General features: G+C 62.7%; 16 protein-coding genes. 10 read left to right on the plus strand and 6 right to left on the minus strand.

Annotation, left to right across the window (positions count from 1 at the left end; translation table 11 throughout):
• Positions 1-2 precede the first annotated feature (2 nt).
• Genes GGQ88_RS18010 through GGQ88_RS18025 form a run of 4 tightly spaced genes read right to left on the minus strand, consistent with a single transcriptional unit; the run spans position 3 to position 4,926 of the window.
• Positions 3-314 (minus strand): ArsR/SmtB family transcription factor, encoded by a 312-nt coding sequence (locus GGQ88_RS18010; RefSeq protein ID WP_183614857.1) that lies wholly within the window; start codon positions 312-314, stop codon positions 3-5.
• The gene (locus tag GGQ88_RS18015; RefSeq protein WP_183614858.1) at positions 311-3,532 is read right to left on the minus strand and encodes an efflux RND transporter permease subunit; all 3,222 of its coding nucleotides are present in this window, start codon (positions 3,530-3,532) and stop codon (positions 311-313) included. The genes GGQ88_RS18010 and GGQ88_RS18015 overlap by 4 nt, the downstream gene beginning before the upstream one ends.
• Positions 3,529-4,548, minus strand: coding sequence for an efflux RND transporter periplasmic adaptor subunit (locus GGQ88_RS18020; RefSeq protein WP_343057275.1), 1,020 nt, complete (start codon positions 4,546-4,548; stop codon positions 3,529-3,531). The genes GGQ88_RS18015 and GGQ88_RS18020 overlap by 4 nt, the downstream gene beginning before the upstream one ends.
• Before the next feature lie 39 nt (positions 4,549-4,587).
• Positions 4,588-4,926, minus strand: coding sequence for a rhodanese-like domain-containing protein (locus GGQ88_RS18025; RefSeq protein ID WP_425490463.1), 339 nt, complete (start codon positions 4,924-4,926; stop codon positions 4,588-4,590).
• 190 nt (positions 4,927-5,116) lie between these two features.
• Here GGQ88_RS18025 and GGQ88_RS18030 point away from each other — a divergent pair, with 190 nt between their 5' ends.
• The 5 genes from GGQ88_RS18030 to GGQ88_RS18050 are packed head-to-tail and all read left to right on the plus strand — an operon-like array spanning position 5,117 to position 9,623.
• The gene (locus tag GGQ88_RS18030) at positions 5,117-6,397 is read left to right on the plus strand and encodes an FAD-dependent oxidoreductase (RefSeq protein WP_183614861.1); all 1,281 of its coding nucleotides are present in this window, start codon (positions 5,117-5,119) and stop codon (positions 6,395-6,397) included.
• A 14-nt stretch (positions 6,398-6,411) separates the two neighbouring features.
• Positions 6,412-6,612: a YgaP family membrane protein gene (locus GGQ88_RS18035; RefSeq protein WP_425490466.1), complete on the plus strand. Its 201-nt coding sequence runs from the start codon at positions 6,412-6,414 to the stop codon at positions 6,610-6,612.
• A gap of 12 nt (positions 6,613-6,624) precedes the next feature.
• Positions 6,625-7,902 carry a TolC family protein gene (locus GGQ88_RS18040; protein WP_183614863.1) on the plus strand — a complete coding sequence of 426 codons (1,278 nt, stop codon included), beginning with the start codon at positions 6,625-6,627 and terminating at the stop codon, positions 7,900-7,902.
• Positions 7,899-8,822 (plus strand): MBL fold metallo-hydrolase, encoded by a 924-nt coding sequence (locus GGQ88_RS18045; protein WP_183614864.1) that lies wholly within the window; start codon positions 7,899-7,901, stop codon positions 8,820-8,822. Before GGQ88_RS18040 ends, GGQ88_RS18045 begins: the two co-directional genes overlap by 4 nt.
• Positions 8,823-8,837: 15 nt before the next feature.
• Positions 8,838-9,623 (plus strand): sulfite exporter TauE/SafE family protein, encoded by a 786-nt coding sequence (locus tag GGQ88_RS18050; protein ID WP_183614865.1) that lies wholly within the window; start codon positions 8,838-8,840, stop codon positions 9,621-9,623.
• A gap of 317 nt (positions 9,624-9,940) precedes the next feature.
• Here GGQ88_RS18050 and maiA read toward each other — a convergent pair whose 3' ends face one another.
• The gene (gene maiA / locus GGQ88_RS18055; RefSeq protein WP_183614866.1) at positions 9,941-10,555 is read right to left on the minus strand and encodes a maleylacetoacetate isomerase; all 615 of its coding nucleotides are present in this window, start codon (positions 10,553-10,555) and stop codon (positions 9,941-9,943) included.
• Positions 10,556-10,616: 61 nt separating this feature from the next.
• Complete coding sequence (locus tag GGQ88_RS18060; protein ID WP_183614867.1) at positions 10,617-11,258, minus strand: YqaA family protein; 642 nt, start codon at positions 11,256-11,258, stop codon at positions 10,617-10,619.
• 289 nt (positions 11,259-11,547) lie between these two features.
• On the opposite strand from GGQ88_RS18060, the gene GGQ88_RS18065 reads away from it, so the two are divergent.
• The 5 genes from GGQ88_RS18065 to GGQ88_RS18085 are packed head-to-tail and all read left to right on the plus strand — an operon-like array spanning position 11,548 to position 15,278.
• On the plus strand, positions 11,548-12,012 hold the full coding sequence (locus GGQ88_RS18065) for a hypothetical protein (RefSeq protein WP_343057277.1): 465 nt from the start codon (positions 11,548-11,550) through the stop codon (positions 12,010-12,012).
• A complete protein-coding gene (locus GGQ88_RS18070) occupies positions 12,005-13,345 on the plus strand; it encodes a DNA-packaging protein (RefSeq protein ID WP_183614869.1) in 1,341 nt (446 codons plus the stop codon). The genes GGQ88_RS18065 and GGQ88_RS18070 overlap by 8 nt, the downstream gene beginning before the upstream one ends.
• A 21-nt stretch (positions 13,346-13,366) precedes the next feature.
• Complete coding sequence (locus GGQ88_RS18075) at positions 13,367-14,530, plus strand: phage portal protein (protein WP_183614870.1); 1,164 nt, start codon at positions 13,367-13,369, stop codon at positions 14,528-14,530.
• A complete protein-coding gene (locus tag GGQ88_RS18080) occupies positions 14,527-14,835 on the plus strand; it encodes a DUF6127 family protein (protein ID WP_183614871.1) in 309 nt (102 codons plus the stop codon). Before GGQ88_RS18075 ends, GGQ88_RS18080 begins: the two co-directional genes overlap by 4 nt.
• The gene (locus GGQ88_RS18085; RefSeq protein ID WP_183614872.1) at positions 14,832-15,278 is read left to right on the plus strand and encodes an HK97 family phage prohead protease; all 447 of its coding nucleotides are present in this window, start codon (positions 14,832-14,834) and stop codon (positions 15,276-15,278) included. Before GGQ88_RS18080 ends, GGQ88_RS18085 begins: the two co-directional genes overlap by 4 nt.
• The last annotated feature ends 21 nt before the right edge of the window (positions 15,279-15,299 follow it).

Raw genomic sequence — 15,299 nt, forward strand, 5'->3', positions numbered from 1 at the left:
CCTCATCTGTCGGATTCGCCGCACAGTTCGCATAACGTATGGATGACCCCGCGTACAATGGGATCCTTGAGGCTGTAGAAGCGGGTCTGCGCTTCTCCCCTGATGTTGACGATGCCTTCCTCCCGCAGCAATGCCAGATGCTGAGACACAGCGGACTGCGAGAGCCCCGCCAATTCCACCAGCTCTGAGACAGAAACCTCGCCTTCGTCCATCCGGCACAACATCAGCAGACGTACGGGATGGCTCATCAACTTGAGCCGTCCTGCCATAACCCCGGCATTGGCCTTGAGTTCGAAAAGATCAGTTGGCTTCATGCTTGTGCTTCCGGAAACGGGCGACCATCGTCGCGCAAGACTATGTAGATCGCTGGAATAACGAGCACAGTCAGCAAGGTCGAGGAGGCGAGGCCGAAAAGCAGCGAGATTGCGAGACCCTGAAAAATCGGGTCGGTCAGGATCACCGCCGCGCCGATCATCGCTGCTGCCGCCGTAAGCACGATTGGCTTGAAGCGAATCATGCCAGCTTCGAGCAGCGTTGCGCGCAGGCTCTTGTCAGCCGCGCGGGTGTGGCGGATGAAGTCGACGAGCAGGATCGAATTGCGCACGATGATGCCCGCCAGCGCGATGAACCCGATCATTGAAGTGGCAGTGAATGGCGCTTGGAAGAGGATGTGGCCGAGCACGATGCCGACCAACGTGAGGGGGATCGGGGTGAGGATGACCAGCGGGATCGTGAAGCTGCGGAACTGGCCGACGACGAGCACATAGATGCCGAGCAATGCCACCATGAAGGCCCCGCCCATATCGCGGAACGTCACCCACGTGATCTCCCATTCGCCGTCCCAAAGAACCGACGCCTTGCTCTCATCGTCAGGCTGGCCGTGGAGAATTATGTCCGGTTTCTCCAGCCCATTGGCCTTCCAGTCGAAATTGTTGATTGCTTCATCAACCGCCAGCATCCCGTAGATCGGGGCTTCGTAGCGACCCGCGAGTTCGGCAGTCACCATCGCCGCACCGCGCCCGTCGCGGCGAAAGATGGCCTGGCCGCCCGGCTCCATTCTTGCGGTTACCAATTCGCCGAGTGACACGAGCTGACCGGTCGGCGTCGTGGCAACGGGCGTGGCGGCAAGCGATGCCGACCAGCTGCGCTGCGACTGATCGAGCGCGACTTCTATCGGCAGAGGATTGCGTTCGTTGCCGCCCAATCCCGATCTGGTGGCATATCCCACCACCCGGCTGCCGAGTAGCGCGCCGATGCTGTCGAACACTTGGCGTTCGGAAAGGCCATAGTGATCGAGCTTCGCCCGATCAGGGACCAGCCTAAGTCTAGGGCGGGGCTGTCCGAAACTGTTGTCGACATCGACGATATAGGGAACCGACTTGAAGATCGCCTCGACTTGCGCCGCAGTCTTCTGGCGAGTGGCCTCGTCGGGACCGTAGATCTCTGCGAGCAGCGTGGCCAGCACCGGGGGGCCGGGCGGGGTTTCGACCACCTTAAGCGAGCCGCCGGCGGGCAGGGGGATTGCCTTCAGCTTCTCGCGCAGGTCCACCGCAACGTCGTGACTGGACCGCGAACGGTCACCCTTAGGAAGCAAGGTGATCATGAGATCACCCATTTCAGGCTCATTTCGCAGAAAGTAATGACGGACGAGGCCGTTAAAATTGAACGGTGCCGAGGTCCCCGCATAGGCTTCCATCGAGACGACCTCGGGCACGGTGCGGGCCAGAGACGAGGCCTGTTCGAGCACACGCGAAGTCGCCTCGAGGCTAGTGCCTTCGGGTAGGTCAGCGACGAGCTGAACTTCGCTCTTGTTGTCGAACGGCAGCAGCTTCACCGTCACCGCCTTGAAGTAGAACATCGAGCAGGCGGCGAGCGTCGCGAGGCCAACAACGATCAGAAAGCGCCGGGCGCTCTGCGAAGTGGCGATGACTTTGCTGGCATAGCGCTTGTAGAGTGCTCCCAGCTTGCCGCCATGGTCATCATGGCTGTGTGACAGCGTCTTGCGGGCGAACCGGACCATCAGCCACGGCGCGATGATCACTGCGACGAAGAAGGAGAAGATCATCGCCGCCGAGGCATTGATCGGGATCGGCGCCATATAGGGGCCCATCAGCCCCGAAACGAACAGCATCGGCAGCAGCGCCGCAACCACCGTCAAGGTAGCGACAATCGTAGGGTTGCCCACCTCGGCGACGGCATCGACCGCACCATCGATGCGGCTGCGGTCATCGTTCATGGCCCAGTGCCGCGCGATGTTCTCTATCATAACGATGGCGTCGTCGACGAGGATGCCGATCGAAAAAATCAGCGCGAACAGACTGACCCGATTGATGGTAAAGCCCATGACGTTCGACGCGAACATGGTCAGCATGATCGTGGTTGGGATGACGATGGCGGTCACGCCCGCCTCACGCCAGCCAATGGCAAAGCCGATCAGCACGACAATCGAGACCGTCGCCAGGGCGAGGTGGAAAATCAGCTCGTTGGCCTTTTCGTTGGCGCTTTCGCCATAGTTGCGCGTCACAGAGACTTCGACGCCCGGAGGAATCAGCGTCGCCTTGAGGGCATTCACCCGTTCTACAACGCTTTCCGAAACGGTAACCGCATTGGCCCCGGCGCGCTTGGCGATGGCAAGGCTGACTGCCGGGCCCATGTTCCAGCCCGCTTGGTCGTCTTTGGCCCAGCGCCAGGCTCGGGCCTGAGTTTGAGTCGGCACTTGCTCGATTTTCGCGACATCGGACAGCAAGACCGGAGCGCCGCTGGCCGAACGCACGGTCAGACCCGAAAGCTCCTGTGCATCACGCAATGTCTGGCCGGCAACAACCGGTACCGCTTGGCCGCCTTCGCGCACGGTTCCGGCAGGGAAAGCACGGTTAGCCTGGGAAACAGCCTCGATCATATTGCCCAACGGCACGCGGTAGAGTGCCAGTTTGGCCGGATCGGGCACCACGCGGAGCGCCATGTGCTGCCCCCCCGTGATGAAGGTGAGCCCGACGTCGTCGACTTTCGCGATCTCGGTCCTGAGTTTGCCTGCAAGTTCCGACAATGCCTGATCGTTCCACGCACCTGTTGCGCCAGGCTTGGGCGTGAGGGTGAGGACCACGATGGGTACGTCGTTGATCCCGCGCACCGTCACTTGCGGCGCAGGGATGCCAACCGGAATCCGGTCCTTGTTGGCCTCGATCTTCTCGTTGATGCGGATGGCCGCGTCTTCGGGGTTCGATCCTGCGAGGAAGCGGGCCGTTACCAGCGCGCCGTGATCCTGTGCCTGAGTATAGACATGCTCGACACCGTCGACGCTCTTGACGATGGCCTCAAGCGGTTTCCCCACGAGTTCGACGGCCTCGCGCGCCGACAATCCCGGCGCCTGGACCATGATGTCGACCATCGGAACCTTGATCTGGGGTTCCTCTTCACGCGGAATTGTGATGGTCGCCAGCAGGCCGACCAGGATCGCAGCAAGCAAAAACAGGGGAGTGAGGGGCGACATGATCGTCGCCCGGGTGAGTTTGCCCGAGATGCCCAGGTTCACTTGGCAACCTCGATCAGGGTATCACCTGCGGTTGCCCCAGACAGGATTTCGACTTTGCCCAGCTCGGCCGACGCGGTTGTCTGGACGGGCACCTGCGCGGCAGCGCCCTCCTTGGCGAGCACCGTGACGTAGTCGATGCCATAGCGATTGGTGACATATCCGGTCGGCACCAAGAGTGCCTTGCGCGCGCCCGTCTCGACCTTTGCCGCCACGCGACGACCGATCAGGCGATTGTCGATGCCCGGCATTTCCACATCAACCGACACTTGTCCCGCAGTGACCGAAGGATAGACTTTGATCACCGTTCCAGCGACGCTACCGATGCTGCTTGCGGTTACCCGCGATCCGGGGTGAACCTTGTCGGCCAGCGATTCCGGCATTTCGAGACGGACAATCGTGGGCCCTGCAGTAATTACTGCGATTGCCATCCCAGGAGCAACCGGGGAGCCGGCCGGGACGTCGGCCCTGAGCACACGGCCGCTGGCGGGCGCCGTCACGACACCTTGGCCCGCCACGGCCCCTACCGCCGACTGCTGCGCCTGTGCGGCCCGGATCTGGGCATGGGCAGCTGCTGCGGCGGCCTCTGCCTGTTCTAGCCGGGCCTTGGCATAAACGCCGTTTTGGTAAAGGAAGCGGACGCGGGCTAATTCGCCCTGAGCTTGTGCGGCCTGCGCCTGCACGGCGGCAGCCTGGGCTCCATAAGCACCGGCCTGATAGCCAAGCTGACTATCGACGATGCGCCCGATCACCTGGCCTTTGGCAACCTTATCGCCTTCCTTCACCGTGAGTGTGGTCAATATGCCGGGAATGCGGGCCAAAACCTGGGCCTGATCGACCGTGGCGATCTCGGCGCTGACATCCTGCCAATTTACCGTGTCACTGGCGGCAAGCACGAGGCGGGGGCCTGCCGGTGCCTTGGCCGTCTGCGCAGTTTGCTCGGCCCCGCTGCAACCGGCGAGTGGCAGACTGAGAACCGCTGTGCTGAGGGCGGTCAAGGCCAACAGGTATCCCCGCATCGTCATTTCCCTTGCTGACGTTGGTTGTCGTGGATTGGTTTATCGTTCGACAGGAAGGCCGGCCGATTGCCAAGCGTCAAACCCGCCCGCCAGGTGGGTGTCGACCGCAGCCTGCGCCACACCGCATTTGTCCAGGGCCATTGCCGAGCGCTTGCCGCCAAGGCAGGCGAGCACCAGCTTTTTTCCGGCGGTAACCGGCAGTCTGGATGGCTGGAACGTCGATAGCGGCATGTTGATCGCGCCCGGAATGTGACCTGACGAGAACTCGTCTTGCTCGCGAACATCAATAACGGCCGCAACTCCCGACCGCAGCATCTGGTCGAGCTGCTTTGCCGTCACTTCGGGGTGCTTGGCCTTACCGGAACCAAAAATCATCATGGCTGCCCTTTCGTCATGTGGCTGCGCGGTTGTGAGATCACGCAAACTTTAGTTATTGCTTATATGACGTAGCCATTATATAAGTCAACCGCGATCCAATGATGTGGATCAATGACGGGCCATCCAGCGTGTGCGCACCATCGCCGCTGCTTGGGGATCCATCAGGCAGATTTGATAGCGGAGAGCCAGCGTGTCATTGTCCCAGATCATAATTCTTGGCGCAGGCCTCGGAGGCACAATTGCTGCTTATGAAATCCGGGATGCGGTAAAGGGCAAAGCAGACGTCATGGTCGTCAACGACCAAGAGGATTACTGGTTCGTACCCAGTAATCCCTGGGTGGCCGTCAGATGGCGCGAGCCTGACGCGATCAAGGTTCATTTGCCGCCGATCATGCAGAAGAAGGGCATCGGCTTCACCGCAGTCGGGGCAAAGCGCGTCCACCCGCAGGAAAACCGGGTCGAACTCAACGACGGCACTTCACTCTCGTATGATTACCTGGTGATCGCCACCGGCCCTGATCTTGCCTTCGACGAGGTCGAAGGGCTCGGACCTGCTGGCTTCACTAAATCCATATGCCGCACCGACCATGCCGGTCATGCCGCCGACGCCTTCGACAAGTTCTGCGAAGACCCGAAACCGATCGTGGTCGGCGCCGCACAAGGCGCTTCATGTTATGGCCCGGCCTACGAATTTGCTCTGATCCTCGACACCGAACTCAAACGGCGCAAAATCCGCGACCAGGTGCCGATGACTTACGTCACGCCTGAACCTTATATCGGTCATCTTGGCCTCGACGGTGTCGGAGACACCAAGAGCCTCCTCGAGAGCGAGCTTCGCAATCGGCACATCAAATGGGTCACCAACGCCCGGATCACCAAGGTCGAAGAAGGCATGATGCACGTCGAGGAGGTGGCCGACGACGGCACTGTCAAGGCAACCCATGATCTGCCGTTCGGCTACTCCATGATCCTCCCCGCATTCCGCGGTATCTCGGCCGTCCACGGCGTTGAAGGATTGACCAATCCGCGCGGGTTCATTCTCGCCGACAAGCACCAGCGTAATCCCAATTTCAAGAACGTCTATTCCCTTGGTGTCTGCGTAGCGATCCCGCCGATCGGCCCCACGCCGGTTCCGGTTGGGGTGCCCAAGACCGGATTTATGATCGAATCGATGGTCACCGCGATTGCAGCCAACCTCAAGTTGGAACTCGACGGCAAGGAACCGATCGAAGAAGCGACCTGGAATGCCGTCTGCCTGGCGGACTTCGGTGACGGTGGTGTCGCTTTCGTCGCGCATCCCCAGATTCCGCCGCGCAACCTCAATTGGTCATCGAGCGGCAAATGGGTGCATTTCGCGAAGATCGGCTTCGAGAGGTATTTCCTCCACAAAGTGCGGCGTGGAACCAGCGAACCCTTCTACGAAAAGCTGGCGATGCATGCGCTCGGCATCCGCAAGCTGCGTTTCAAATAAGGAGAATGGCCGTGATGCTTGATGCTGCAGTTTTCCGCTTTGCCGGAATAGTCGTGCTGGCCAGCCTCGCGCTTGCGCACTGGGTTCATCCAGCGTTCCTCTGGCTGACTGCGTTTGCCGGGGCGAACATGCTTCAGGCCAGCTTTACCGGCTTTTGCCCTGCGGCAATGATCTTCAAGAAGCTGGGCGTCAGACCCGGCAACGCCTTCAATTGAATCTCGACTGACATGCATCGCCTGATCCTGGCCCCGATCCTGCAGTTGCTTATGCTGCCCTACCTTGTTGCCGCCACCCCAGCCTCGGCGCAGGATCTCGCCGCCGCCATTGCAGATGCTCTGGGCAACTCCCCGACGCTAGATGAAGCATCCGCCGGCGAGGCGGCGGCTAAGGCCCGGGTCGAACGTGCCCGAGCGGAAAGCAATCCGTTGTTTAGAGTCGAAGGCTCTTACGGCGCCGGGCGGATCGATAACGGCGAGTATTTCGGACTTTCGGCCGACAATGTCTCGCCGTTTGCGCTTCAGGCCACAACGGAAATGCCGCTCTATGCAGGGGGGCGCATATCATCCGCGATCGATCGGGCCCGTGGGGGCGCAGACGTAGCGCGCTTCGGGGCTGAGCAGGCGCGCCTCCAGACCATCGTCCTTGCCGTCAGCACGTACACCGAGGTCCTGACCACGCGAAAGCTCGAGGCGCGCTTTGCGCAACTCGTCGGTGAACTGGTCGAGACCGAGCGGCAAGCGGGCCTGCGCTTTCGCGCTGGCGAGATCGCCAGCTCGGAATTGGCTCAAGCGCGCGCCCGCAAGGCGGAAGCCGACGCCGGATTCGCGCAGGCGCAGGGACGGCGCGCTTCAGCCGAGGCCGCGTACCAGCGGTTCACGGGAAAGCCTGCGGGCGATCTGGCGCCGTTGCCGGAATTGCCGCTTATTCCGCCAACGCTCGACCAGGCGCTGGACATGGCCCGCACCTCAAACCCAGCACTTCGGCAAGCAAAGGCGGGGGTCGATGTCGCGCGTGCGGGGGTTCGCTCCGCCAAGGCAGAAGGCATGCCGACCGTCGGTGCCTTCGCGGAAGCTGCGCATGTGCGCGATCAATTCTTCCCGGGTTACAAGGCCGACACGGTAGCCGTGGGGGTGCGTGGACGCTGGACATTGTGGGCGGGCGGCCGTGTCGCTGCGCAAACCCGGGCGGCGGATGCCGATCTGGATGCCAGCGAAGCAAGGTTGCGCCAAGCTGACCAGGCGCTTGAGGGCATGGTGATCGATGTCTGGCAGGGGTTGATCACTGCGCGGCGCATGACCGAGGCCTCGCAACTGCGGAGCAATGCCGCTGTCGAAGCGCTGCGGGGCACGAGGCTGGAAGCACAAGTCGGCGCCAAGCCAACTCTTGCCGTGCTTGATGCGGAACGCGAAGCGATCGAAGCCGAGGCGGCGCTGCTGCAAGCCGAGGGCATGCAAACGGTGGCGGCCTGGCGGCTCAACGCCCTGACCGGGAATATTGCCCCATGAACGACAGCGCCATCCAGTTCGCGAGGACTCTGGTCGAAGCAGCGCGTGCTGCAGCCGGCAAACCGGTGATCCGGACGTTCTTCGACGAACCCACCTTCACTGCGACACACGTGGTGCACGACCCGGCCACCCGCCGCGCCGCTATTATCGATTCCGTGCAGGATTTCGATCAGGCTGCCGGTCGAACAAGCCATGGCTCGGCCGACGCGCTTGTAGCCTACGTGCGCGAGCAGGATCTGACGATCGACTGGCTGCTCGAGACGCATGCCCACGCCGATCATTTGTCGGATGCGCCTTATCTCAAGCAGCAACTCGGAGGCGCACTAGTCATCGGGCGCGAGATCGTGACCGTTCAGAATGTGTTCGCCGACGTCTTCAACGAGCCCGCCAGTTTTAAACGCGATGGTTCACAGTTCGATAGACTGATGGGTGACGGCGAAGTTTTTGCACTCGGCAATCTCGGTGCTATCGCGCTCCACGTCCCCGGGCATACTCCCGCGTGCCTTGCCTATGTGATCGGGGACGCTGTCTTCGTCGGCGACACACTATTCATGCCCGATTATGGCTCTGCCCGTGCTGACTTTCCGGGCGGAGACGCCAGGACATTGTACCGGTCCGTTCGCCGCTTGATGCAAATGCCCGACGAGACCCGGGTTTTCCTGTGCCATGATTACAAGGCGGCGGGCCGCGATACCTTCGTCTGGGAAACGACGATCGGGGCCGAGCGGGCTGACAACGTCCATGTTCATGACGGCATCAGCGAAGATGAGTTCGTCGCAATGCGCGAAGCGCGCGACAAGACGCTGGGTATGCCGCGCCTCATCCTGCCCTCGATCCAGGTCAACATTCGCGCCGGGCATCTGCCCGAACCGGATGATAACGGCGTCAGCTATCTCAAACTGCCGCTGAACCTCCTTTAATTGCAAGGCCCGCAGATGTTCAGCGAAGTCCAGTATATCCTTGGTGGGCTGAGCGGGGTGCTGATCGGCTTCACTTTGGGCCTCGTGGGTGGCGGGGGGTCGATCCTGGCGGTGCCTTTGATGGTCTATGTCGTGGGCGTGAAAAGCCCGCATCTGGCCATAGGCACCAGCGCACTGGCCGTTGCGGCTAACGCGCTGGCCGGGCTGTTCAATCATGCCCGCGAGAAGAACGTCAACTGGCGGTGCGGCGGCTCGTTCGCACTCGCCGGTGTGATGGGCGCGCTGGGTGGCTCGACCCTGGGCAAGGCCTTCGACGGCCAGAAGCTGTTGTTTCTTTTTGCCCTGCTTATGCTGGTCGTGGCCTTCGCGATGTATCGCGGGCGTGATGACACTGGGATCGAAGGGGTCCAGTGCAATCGCGACAACCTGCCCAAGGTCGTTCTGTTCGGAGTTGGCACGGGAATGCTATCCGGTTTTTTCGGGATAGGCGGCGGATTTCTCATCGTTCCCGCGCTCGTCGCCTCGACCTCGATGCCGATCTATCGGGCCATCGGAACATCTCTCATTGCCGTGGCCGCCTTTGGGCTGACCACCGCCGCAAACTACGCCGCCTCGGGTATGCTGGACTGGTCGCTGGCTGCCAGCTTCATCGCGGGAGGGATGGTCGGTTCTGTGCTGGGAGCCGCTGCCGCCCGCAAGCTGTCGGCTGCGAAGGGGCGTCTCAACACGGTGTTTGCCGCGCTGATCGTCGTCGTGGCTAGCTACATGCTCTACCGCAACTGGATGGTCGTCCAGCCTTGAACGCAGGGCGCAGCGAGGTTTGTGCGGCTCGAGCACCGCAATTAATAGCTGACGGACCTGTTGAGGTCAGTTCGATCCGCGCGAGAAAATCCGGACATAAATCCTCACCTCGGCAAATCGGGCATGGCTGATCAGTCCCAACACCGTCGCACTGTTCGCTATGCTCAACCAGGATCTGGAGCCTCCGCACATGAACAAGCCCAATCATCCCACAGGCTCAACACCATCGCTTCTCAAAGCGCAGATAGCCCAGGGAAACCGTTCGTAAGGACGGTCTCTGAGCATGGTTGCTCCAATTTTTTCGAGGCAGCGAGGCCCTAAAGCGGCGGCGGCGCTGCGGTGGCGAAGGCGGGGTGCGCGGCGGCGTGGTCGGCGATGGCGGCGAGTCGGGGAAATGGCGTCAGGTCGGTCTTGAAGCGGCGCGCATTGTACATTTGCGGGACCAGGCACGCATCGACGACATTGGGCGCATCGCCCCCAGCGTAGGGTGCATCGGGCAGGAGTTGTTCGAGCGTCGCGAACCCGGCCTCGACCCAGTGGCGATACCAGGTATCGACCGCAGCCTGATCCTGCCCGAGATCGTTCTCGAGGTATTTGAGAATGCGCAGATTGTTGAGCGGGTGGATGTCGCAGGCGATGGTCAGCGCCATCTCCATCGCCCGGGCGCGCTCGATCGGATCGGCTGGGATCATGCGCGGTTCGGGGTACACCGCATCGAGGTATTCGATGATCGCCAGACTTTGCCCGAGCCGCAAGCCGTTCACTTCGAGCGCCGGGACCAGGCCTGCGGGATTGACCGCAAGGTAATCGGGCGCGCGCTGCTCGCCGGCGCGCAGGGCATAGCTGCGCTTTTCGTAATCCAGCCCTTTGAGGTTCAGCACGATGCGGACCCGGTAGCTGGCCGATGACAGGGCGAAGTCGTGAAGGATCATAGGATGGCAGCTTCCATTTTGGCGTTGGCCTCCCTGCAACGCTCTAGGTGGAAAGGCGGTGTCAGGCGGGGGCAGTTACGGCAGCGACCGCGTTGCACTTCGACGAGGCTTCGGAACTGCCGCCGCCCAACATCGTGGCGGCAACGAACCCGCCAACGACCAGCACGACGAAGCCGATGGTGACGAGACCGAGGTACTTGTCGATGAACCGTTTGATCGGTGCCCCAAACAGCCGGAAAAGCACGCCGACGATCATGAAGCTGATCGAGCGGCTGACGATGCTGGCCAGAATGAAGGGCACCAGTGGCATCGCGATGAAACCGGCGGTGATCGTCAGCAACTTGAACGGGATGGGCGTGGCGCCCTTGATCATGATGATCTCGACCCCGTATTCGCGTAAGTAACACGCGGCCCTCGGGAAGCTCTCAGTGAGTCCGAGCAGAGCCAGCAGTTGCGTGCCGACGGTGTCGTAGAGACCGTAGCCGATGGCGTAGCCGAGCAAGCCACCGAGCACCGAGGCGACCGTTGCGATCGCGGCAAAGCGGATCGCCCGCTTTGGTTCGGCCAGACACATCAGGCCGAGCAGCGGGTGCGGCGGGATCGGGAAGAAGCTCGCCTCCATGAATGCGAAAAGCGCGAGCCACCATTCGGCGTGGGGGTGCGCGGCCTTGGCCATGGTCCAGTCGTAGAGGCGGCGAAGCATCGATGATCCCGTCGATCGGTTGTTGCAGCGCAGCGTTTAGGCGAGCGACGAGTGAAGTGCCAGTGGTTAGGCAACTAACCGCATTGGCACTTTTCGATTGACATCGTCACGCTCTTTCGGTACATAACAGGAACATCGAGAAAGACCGAGTCGCCGCCGCGCTGCTGGCGGCGATTGCCAAGTGCTCAACAAAATCCTTCAACTTCAAAAAGCGAGGATGGTCTGAATGGCCAAGCCGACAGAGGCAACGTGCGCGTTACAAGCGCGCGCCAAGGCGAAACCGCGAGTCGTGAGAGCGACCCATAAGACGGCGCCAAGGATTACTGTAAGCACACAGTGGCGCGTTGATTTCCTTGCCGCGCTTGCCGAAACGTCGAACGTCACTGCCGCAGCGGCCGCGGCGGCCATACACCCTTCCAGAGCATACAAAGCCAAGCGCACCGAGTCCGATTTCGCCCGTCTTTGGCGGGACGCCCTGTGTGAAGGGTACGACAATCTGGAGATGGAACTGCTGCATCGCCTGCGCTTTGGCGAAGGCAAGGAGCTGGTCGCCAAGTTCGACAACGCCAATGCGCTACGCCTGCTGACCCAGCATCGCGAGACGGTGGCGCGGCAGCGGGCGATCCGCGAGAATGCCGACATTGCCGATGTCAGAGCATCCATCCACGCCAAGTTGCTGGACATGCGCGACAAGGTTCTGGCGCATCGCAAAGCCGACCATCTGGCTTCGGATCCGGACGCACTGCATGGATGACGCCGAGCCGTTGGACTGGATGTTCAATGCGAGCCGCGGGGAAATCGACGACTTCTTCGCCCGTTTGTCCGAGATCGAATGCCGCGAATGGCGGTGGGACTGGAACGTGTGGGGCCGCAAGAGCCAGCGTGCCCCGCAAGGTGACTGGCGCATCTGGCTGGTGATGGCCGGGCGCGGCTTCGGCAAGACAAGGCTGGGTGCCGAATGGGTGCGCGCACAGGCCGAAGCCGATCCCGAAGCACGGATCGCCTTGGTTGCCGCATCGCTGCATGAAGCGCGCAGCGTAATGGTGGAGGGAGAAAGCGGGCTGCTCTCGATCGGTGCACCCTGGCGGCGCCCGACCTATGAATCGTCGGTGCGACGGCTGGTCTGGCCGAACGGGGCATGTGCCTATCTTTATTCGGCGGGCGAGCCGGAAAGCTTGCGCGGGCCGCAGCACAGCCATGCGTGGTGCGACGAGATCGCCAAATGGGACACGCGGCCCGATCAGGGCGAGAACCGGGCTTTGGCTGCCTGGGATAACCTGCTGATGGGTCTGCGCCTTGGCCACGATCCTCGGCTGGTGGCGACAACGACGCCGCGCCCGGTTCCGCTGGTTGCGCGGATCATCGGCGAGGGTGAAGCAGGTGGGGTGGTGCTGACGCGCGGAAGCACGTTCGACAACACCGCTAATCTGCCCGAGCGTTTCATCGCAGCCATGCGACGGACCTTCGGGCGATCCCTGCTCGGTCGGCAGGAAATTCATGGGGAGATGATCGAGGACCTTCGCGGTGCGCTGTGGAGCCGGGCGCTGATCGAACGTGGCCGTGAAGCCGCTGCACCGCCCTGCACGCGGATTGTCGTGGCGGTCGATCCGCCTGCCAGCGCGCACGGCGATGCCTGCGGGATCGTGGTGTGCGGCATTGGAGATGACAGGATCGCGCGGGTGCTGGCCGACTGTTCGGTCGAACAGGCCAGCCCCGAACGATGGGCCCGCGCCGTTGCCGATGCCGCCAGAGCCTGGTCTGCGGACCGGGTGGTGGCCGAGGCCAACCAGGGTGGGGCGATGGTAGAGGCGGTGTTGCGCGCTGCCGAGGCCTCGCTCCCCTTGCGCCTTGTCCACGCAAGCCGTGGCAAGTCGGCGCGGGCCGAGCCGGTGGCTGCGCTCTACGAAGCAGGCCGGGTGCGCCACGCGGGGATGTTTCCCAAGCTGGAGGACGAGCTGTGCGGTTTGATGCCGGGTGGTGAGTACCAAGGGCCGGGGCGATCCCCCGACCGCGCCGACGCCTGTGTCTGGGCACTGACCGAACTGATGCTGGGCCGCGCGGGAGAGCCGCGCATCTGGTTCGACTGACATTTAACTGAAAGGCAGAACATGTCGTTCTTTCAATCGCTTGCCGCTGCCTTCAAGGGTGAGGCGGTGACGCCCCGCGTGCCATTGGGACGCAGCTTCATCTCGCCCTGGATCGCCTCTGCCGAGTGGCACGCGGATCAATCGCGCGGGCCGATCAACTATCCCGTGGCGATCCGCGAGGCTTATCTGAAGAACCCGGTGGCACAGCGCGCGGTGCGGCTGGTGGCAGAAGGTATCGGCGGTGCCCCGGTGACGGCTTCGGACCCCGAACTGCTGGCGCTGGTCAGTGAACGAAGCGCGGGCCAGCCGCTGCTCGAGACGCTGGCTGCGCACCTGATGCTGCATGGCAACGGGTATGTGCAGGTGCTGCGCGATGCTGACGGTCATCCGGTCGAGCTGTTCGCGCTGAGGCCAGAGCGAGTCACGATCCTGCCAGATGCGGGCGGATGGCCTGCCGCGTTCGCCTACAAAGTCGGCGAAAAGGCGATGCGGATCGAGGCACTTGATGACTTCGGGAGGCCAAACCTGATCCACGTGCGTCATTTCCATCCGCTCGACGATCACTATGGCGCGGGCTGCCTGGAGGCGGCGGACGAGGCGGTGGCGATCCACAATGCCGCTGCGCGGTGGAACCGGTCGTTGCTGGAGAACGCTGCGCGGCCATCGGGTGCGCTGGTCTATGATCCAGGCGAGCCGGGGGCGGCACTGTCGTCCGACCAGTTCGAGCGGATCAAGGGGGAACTGACCGCGGCCTATGCGGGCCAGGTCAACGCCGGACGACCGATGCTGCTGGAAGGCGGGCTGAAATGGCAGAGCCTTTCGCTGACGCCTGCGGACATGGATTTCGCAACGTTGAAGGCTGCGGCGGCGCGCGATATTGCGTTGGCCTTCGGTGTGCCGCCGATGTTGTTGGGCATTCCGGGCGACAACACATACGCCAATTATCGCGAGGCCAATCGCGCGCTGTGGCGGCTGACGCTGCTGCCGGTGGCGGGCAAGATCCTGTCGGCGATTGCCGAAGGATTGAGCCCGTGGTTCCGCGACGCGCGACTTGTGGTGGACCTCGATGCCGTGCCTGCGCTGGCGGAGGATCGCGAGCGGTTGTGGACGCAAGTGAGCGCCGCGACATTTCTGAGTGACGATGAGAAGCGCGCAATGCTCGGGATCGGCGAGGTGCGGGCATGAACCGCGAGGACATGCTGGCGCGGCTGGTGGCGCAGGCCGAGGACGAGGGTTGCGACCTGGTAACGCTGCGCGCGGTGGTCGAGGAAGCCTCCGACCTTGGCGCCGTGCGGGTGCTGGCGCGGATGGGGCTGGCAGACGACAGCGCGCACAACGATCTGGCCGAACTGCGCCAGCTGCTGGGCGCATGGCGCGATGCCAAGGCCAGCGCGTGGAAGGCCGCGGTTGGCTGGGTGGTTCGCGCGGTGCTGGCGCTGCTGCTGTTTGCCATCGCGGTGCGCTTCGGGTCCGGGAATCTGGTGCGATGACTGCCGCTCTGGCGAGCGCGCCGATAAAGTTTGCGGGTTATGCCGCAATCTTTCGCAAGCGCGACAGCGGCGGCGACACGATCCTGCCGGGCGCGTTCAAGGCAAGCTTGGACCGACGTCTGGCTGAAGGGTTGCGGTTGCCGCTGTTGTGGCAGCACCGGCCCGACCAGCAGATCGGCTGGATCGACGTGGCCGGCGAGGACGAACGCGGGCTTCGCGTGGTTGCTTCGGTGACCGCCACGAATTCTGCCGCGGCGCGCGCCTTGAAGGACGGCGCGGTCGATGGGCTGTCGTTCGGATATCGCGTGCGGCAGGGCCGAACGTCGGCCGCCGGGCGCGAATTGCACGACCTCGACATCACCGAGGTGAGCCTGGTGACGCGACCGATGCAGGCATTGGCGCGCGTCCATTACATCGAGAACGGCCAGCCTCACGAGGCCTGACCCGGCCCGTTCAGAGCGAAG

Origin of the sequence: Novosphingobium hassiacum (assembly GCF_014196055.1) — a bacterium.
Classification (GTDB): Bacteria; Pseudomonadota; Alphaproteobacteria; order Sphingomonadales; family Sphingomonadaceae; genus Novosphingobium; species Novosphingobium hassiacum.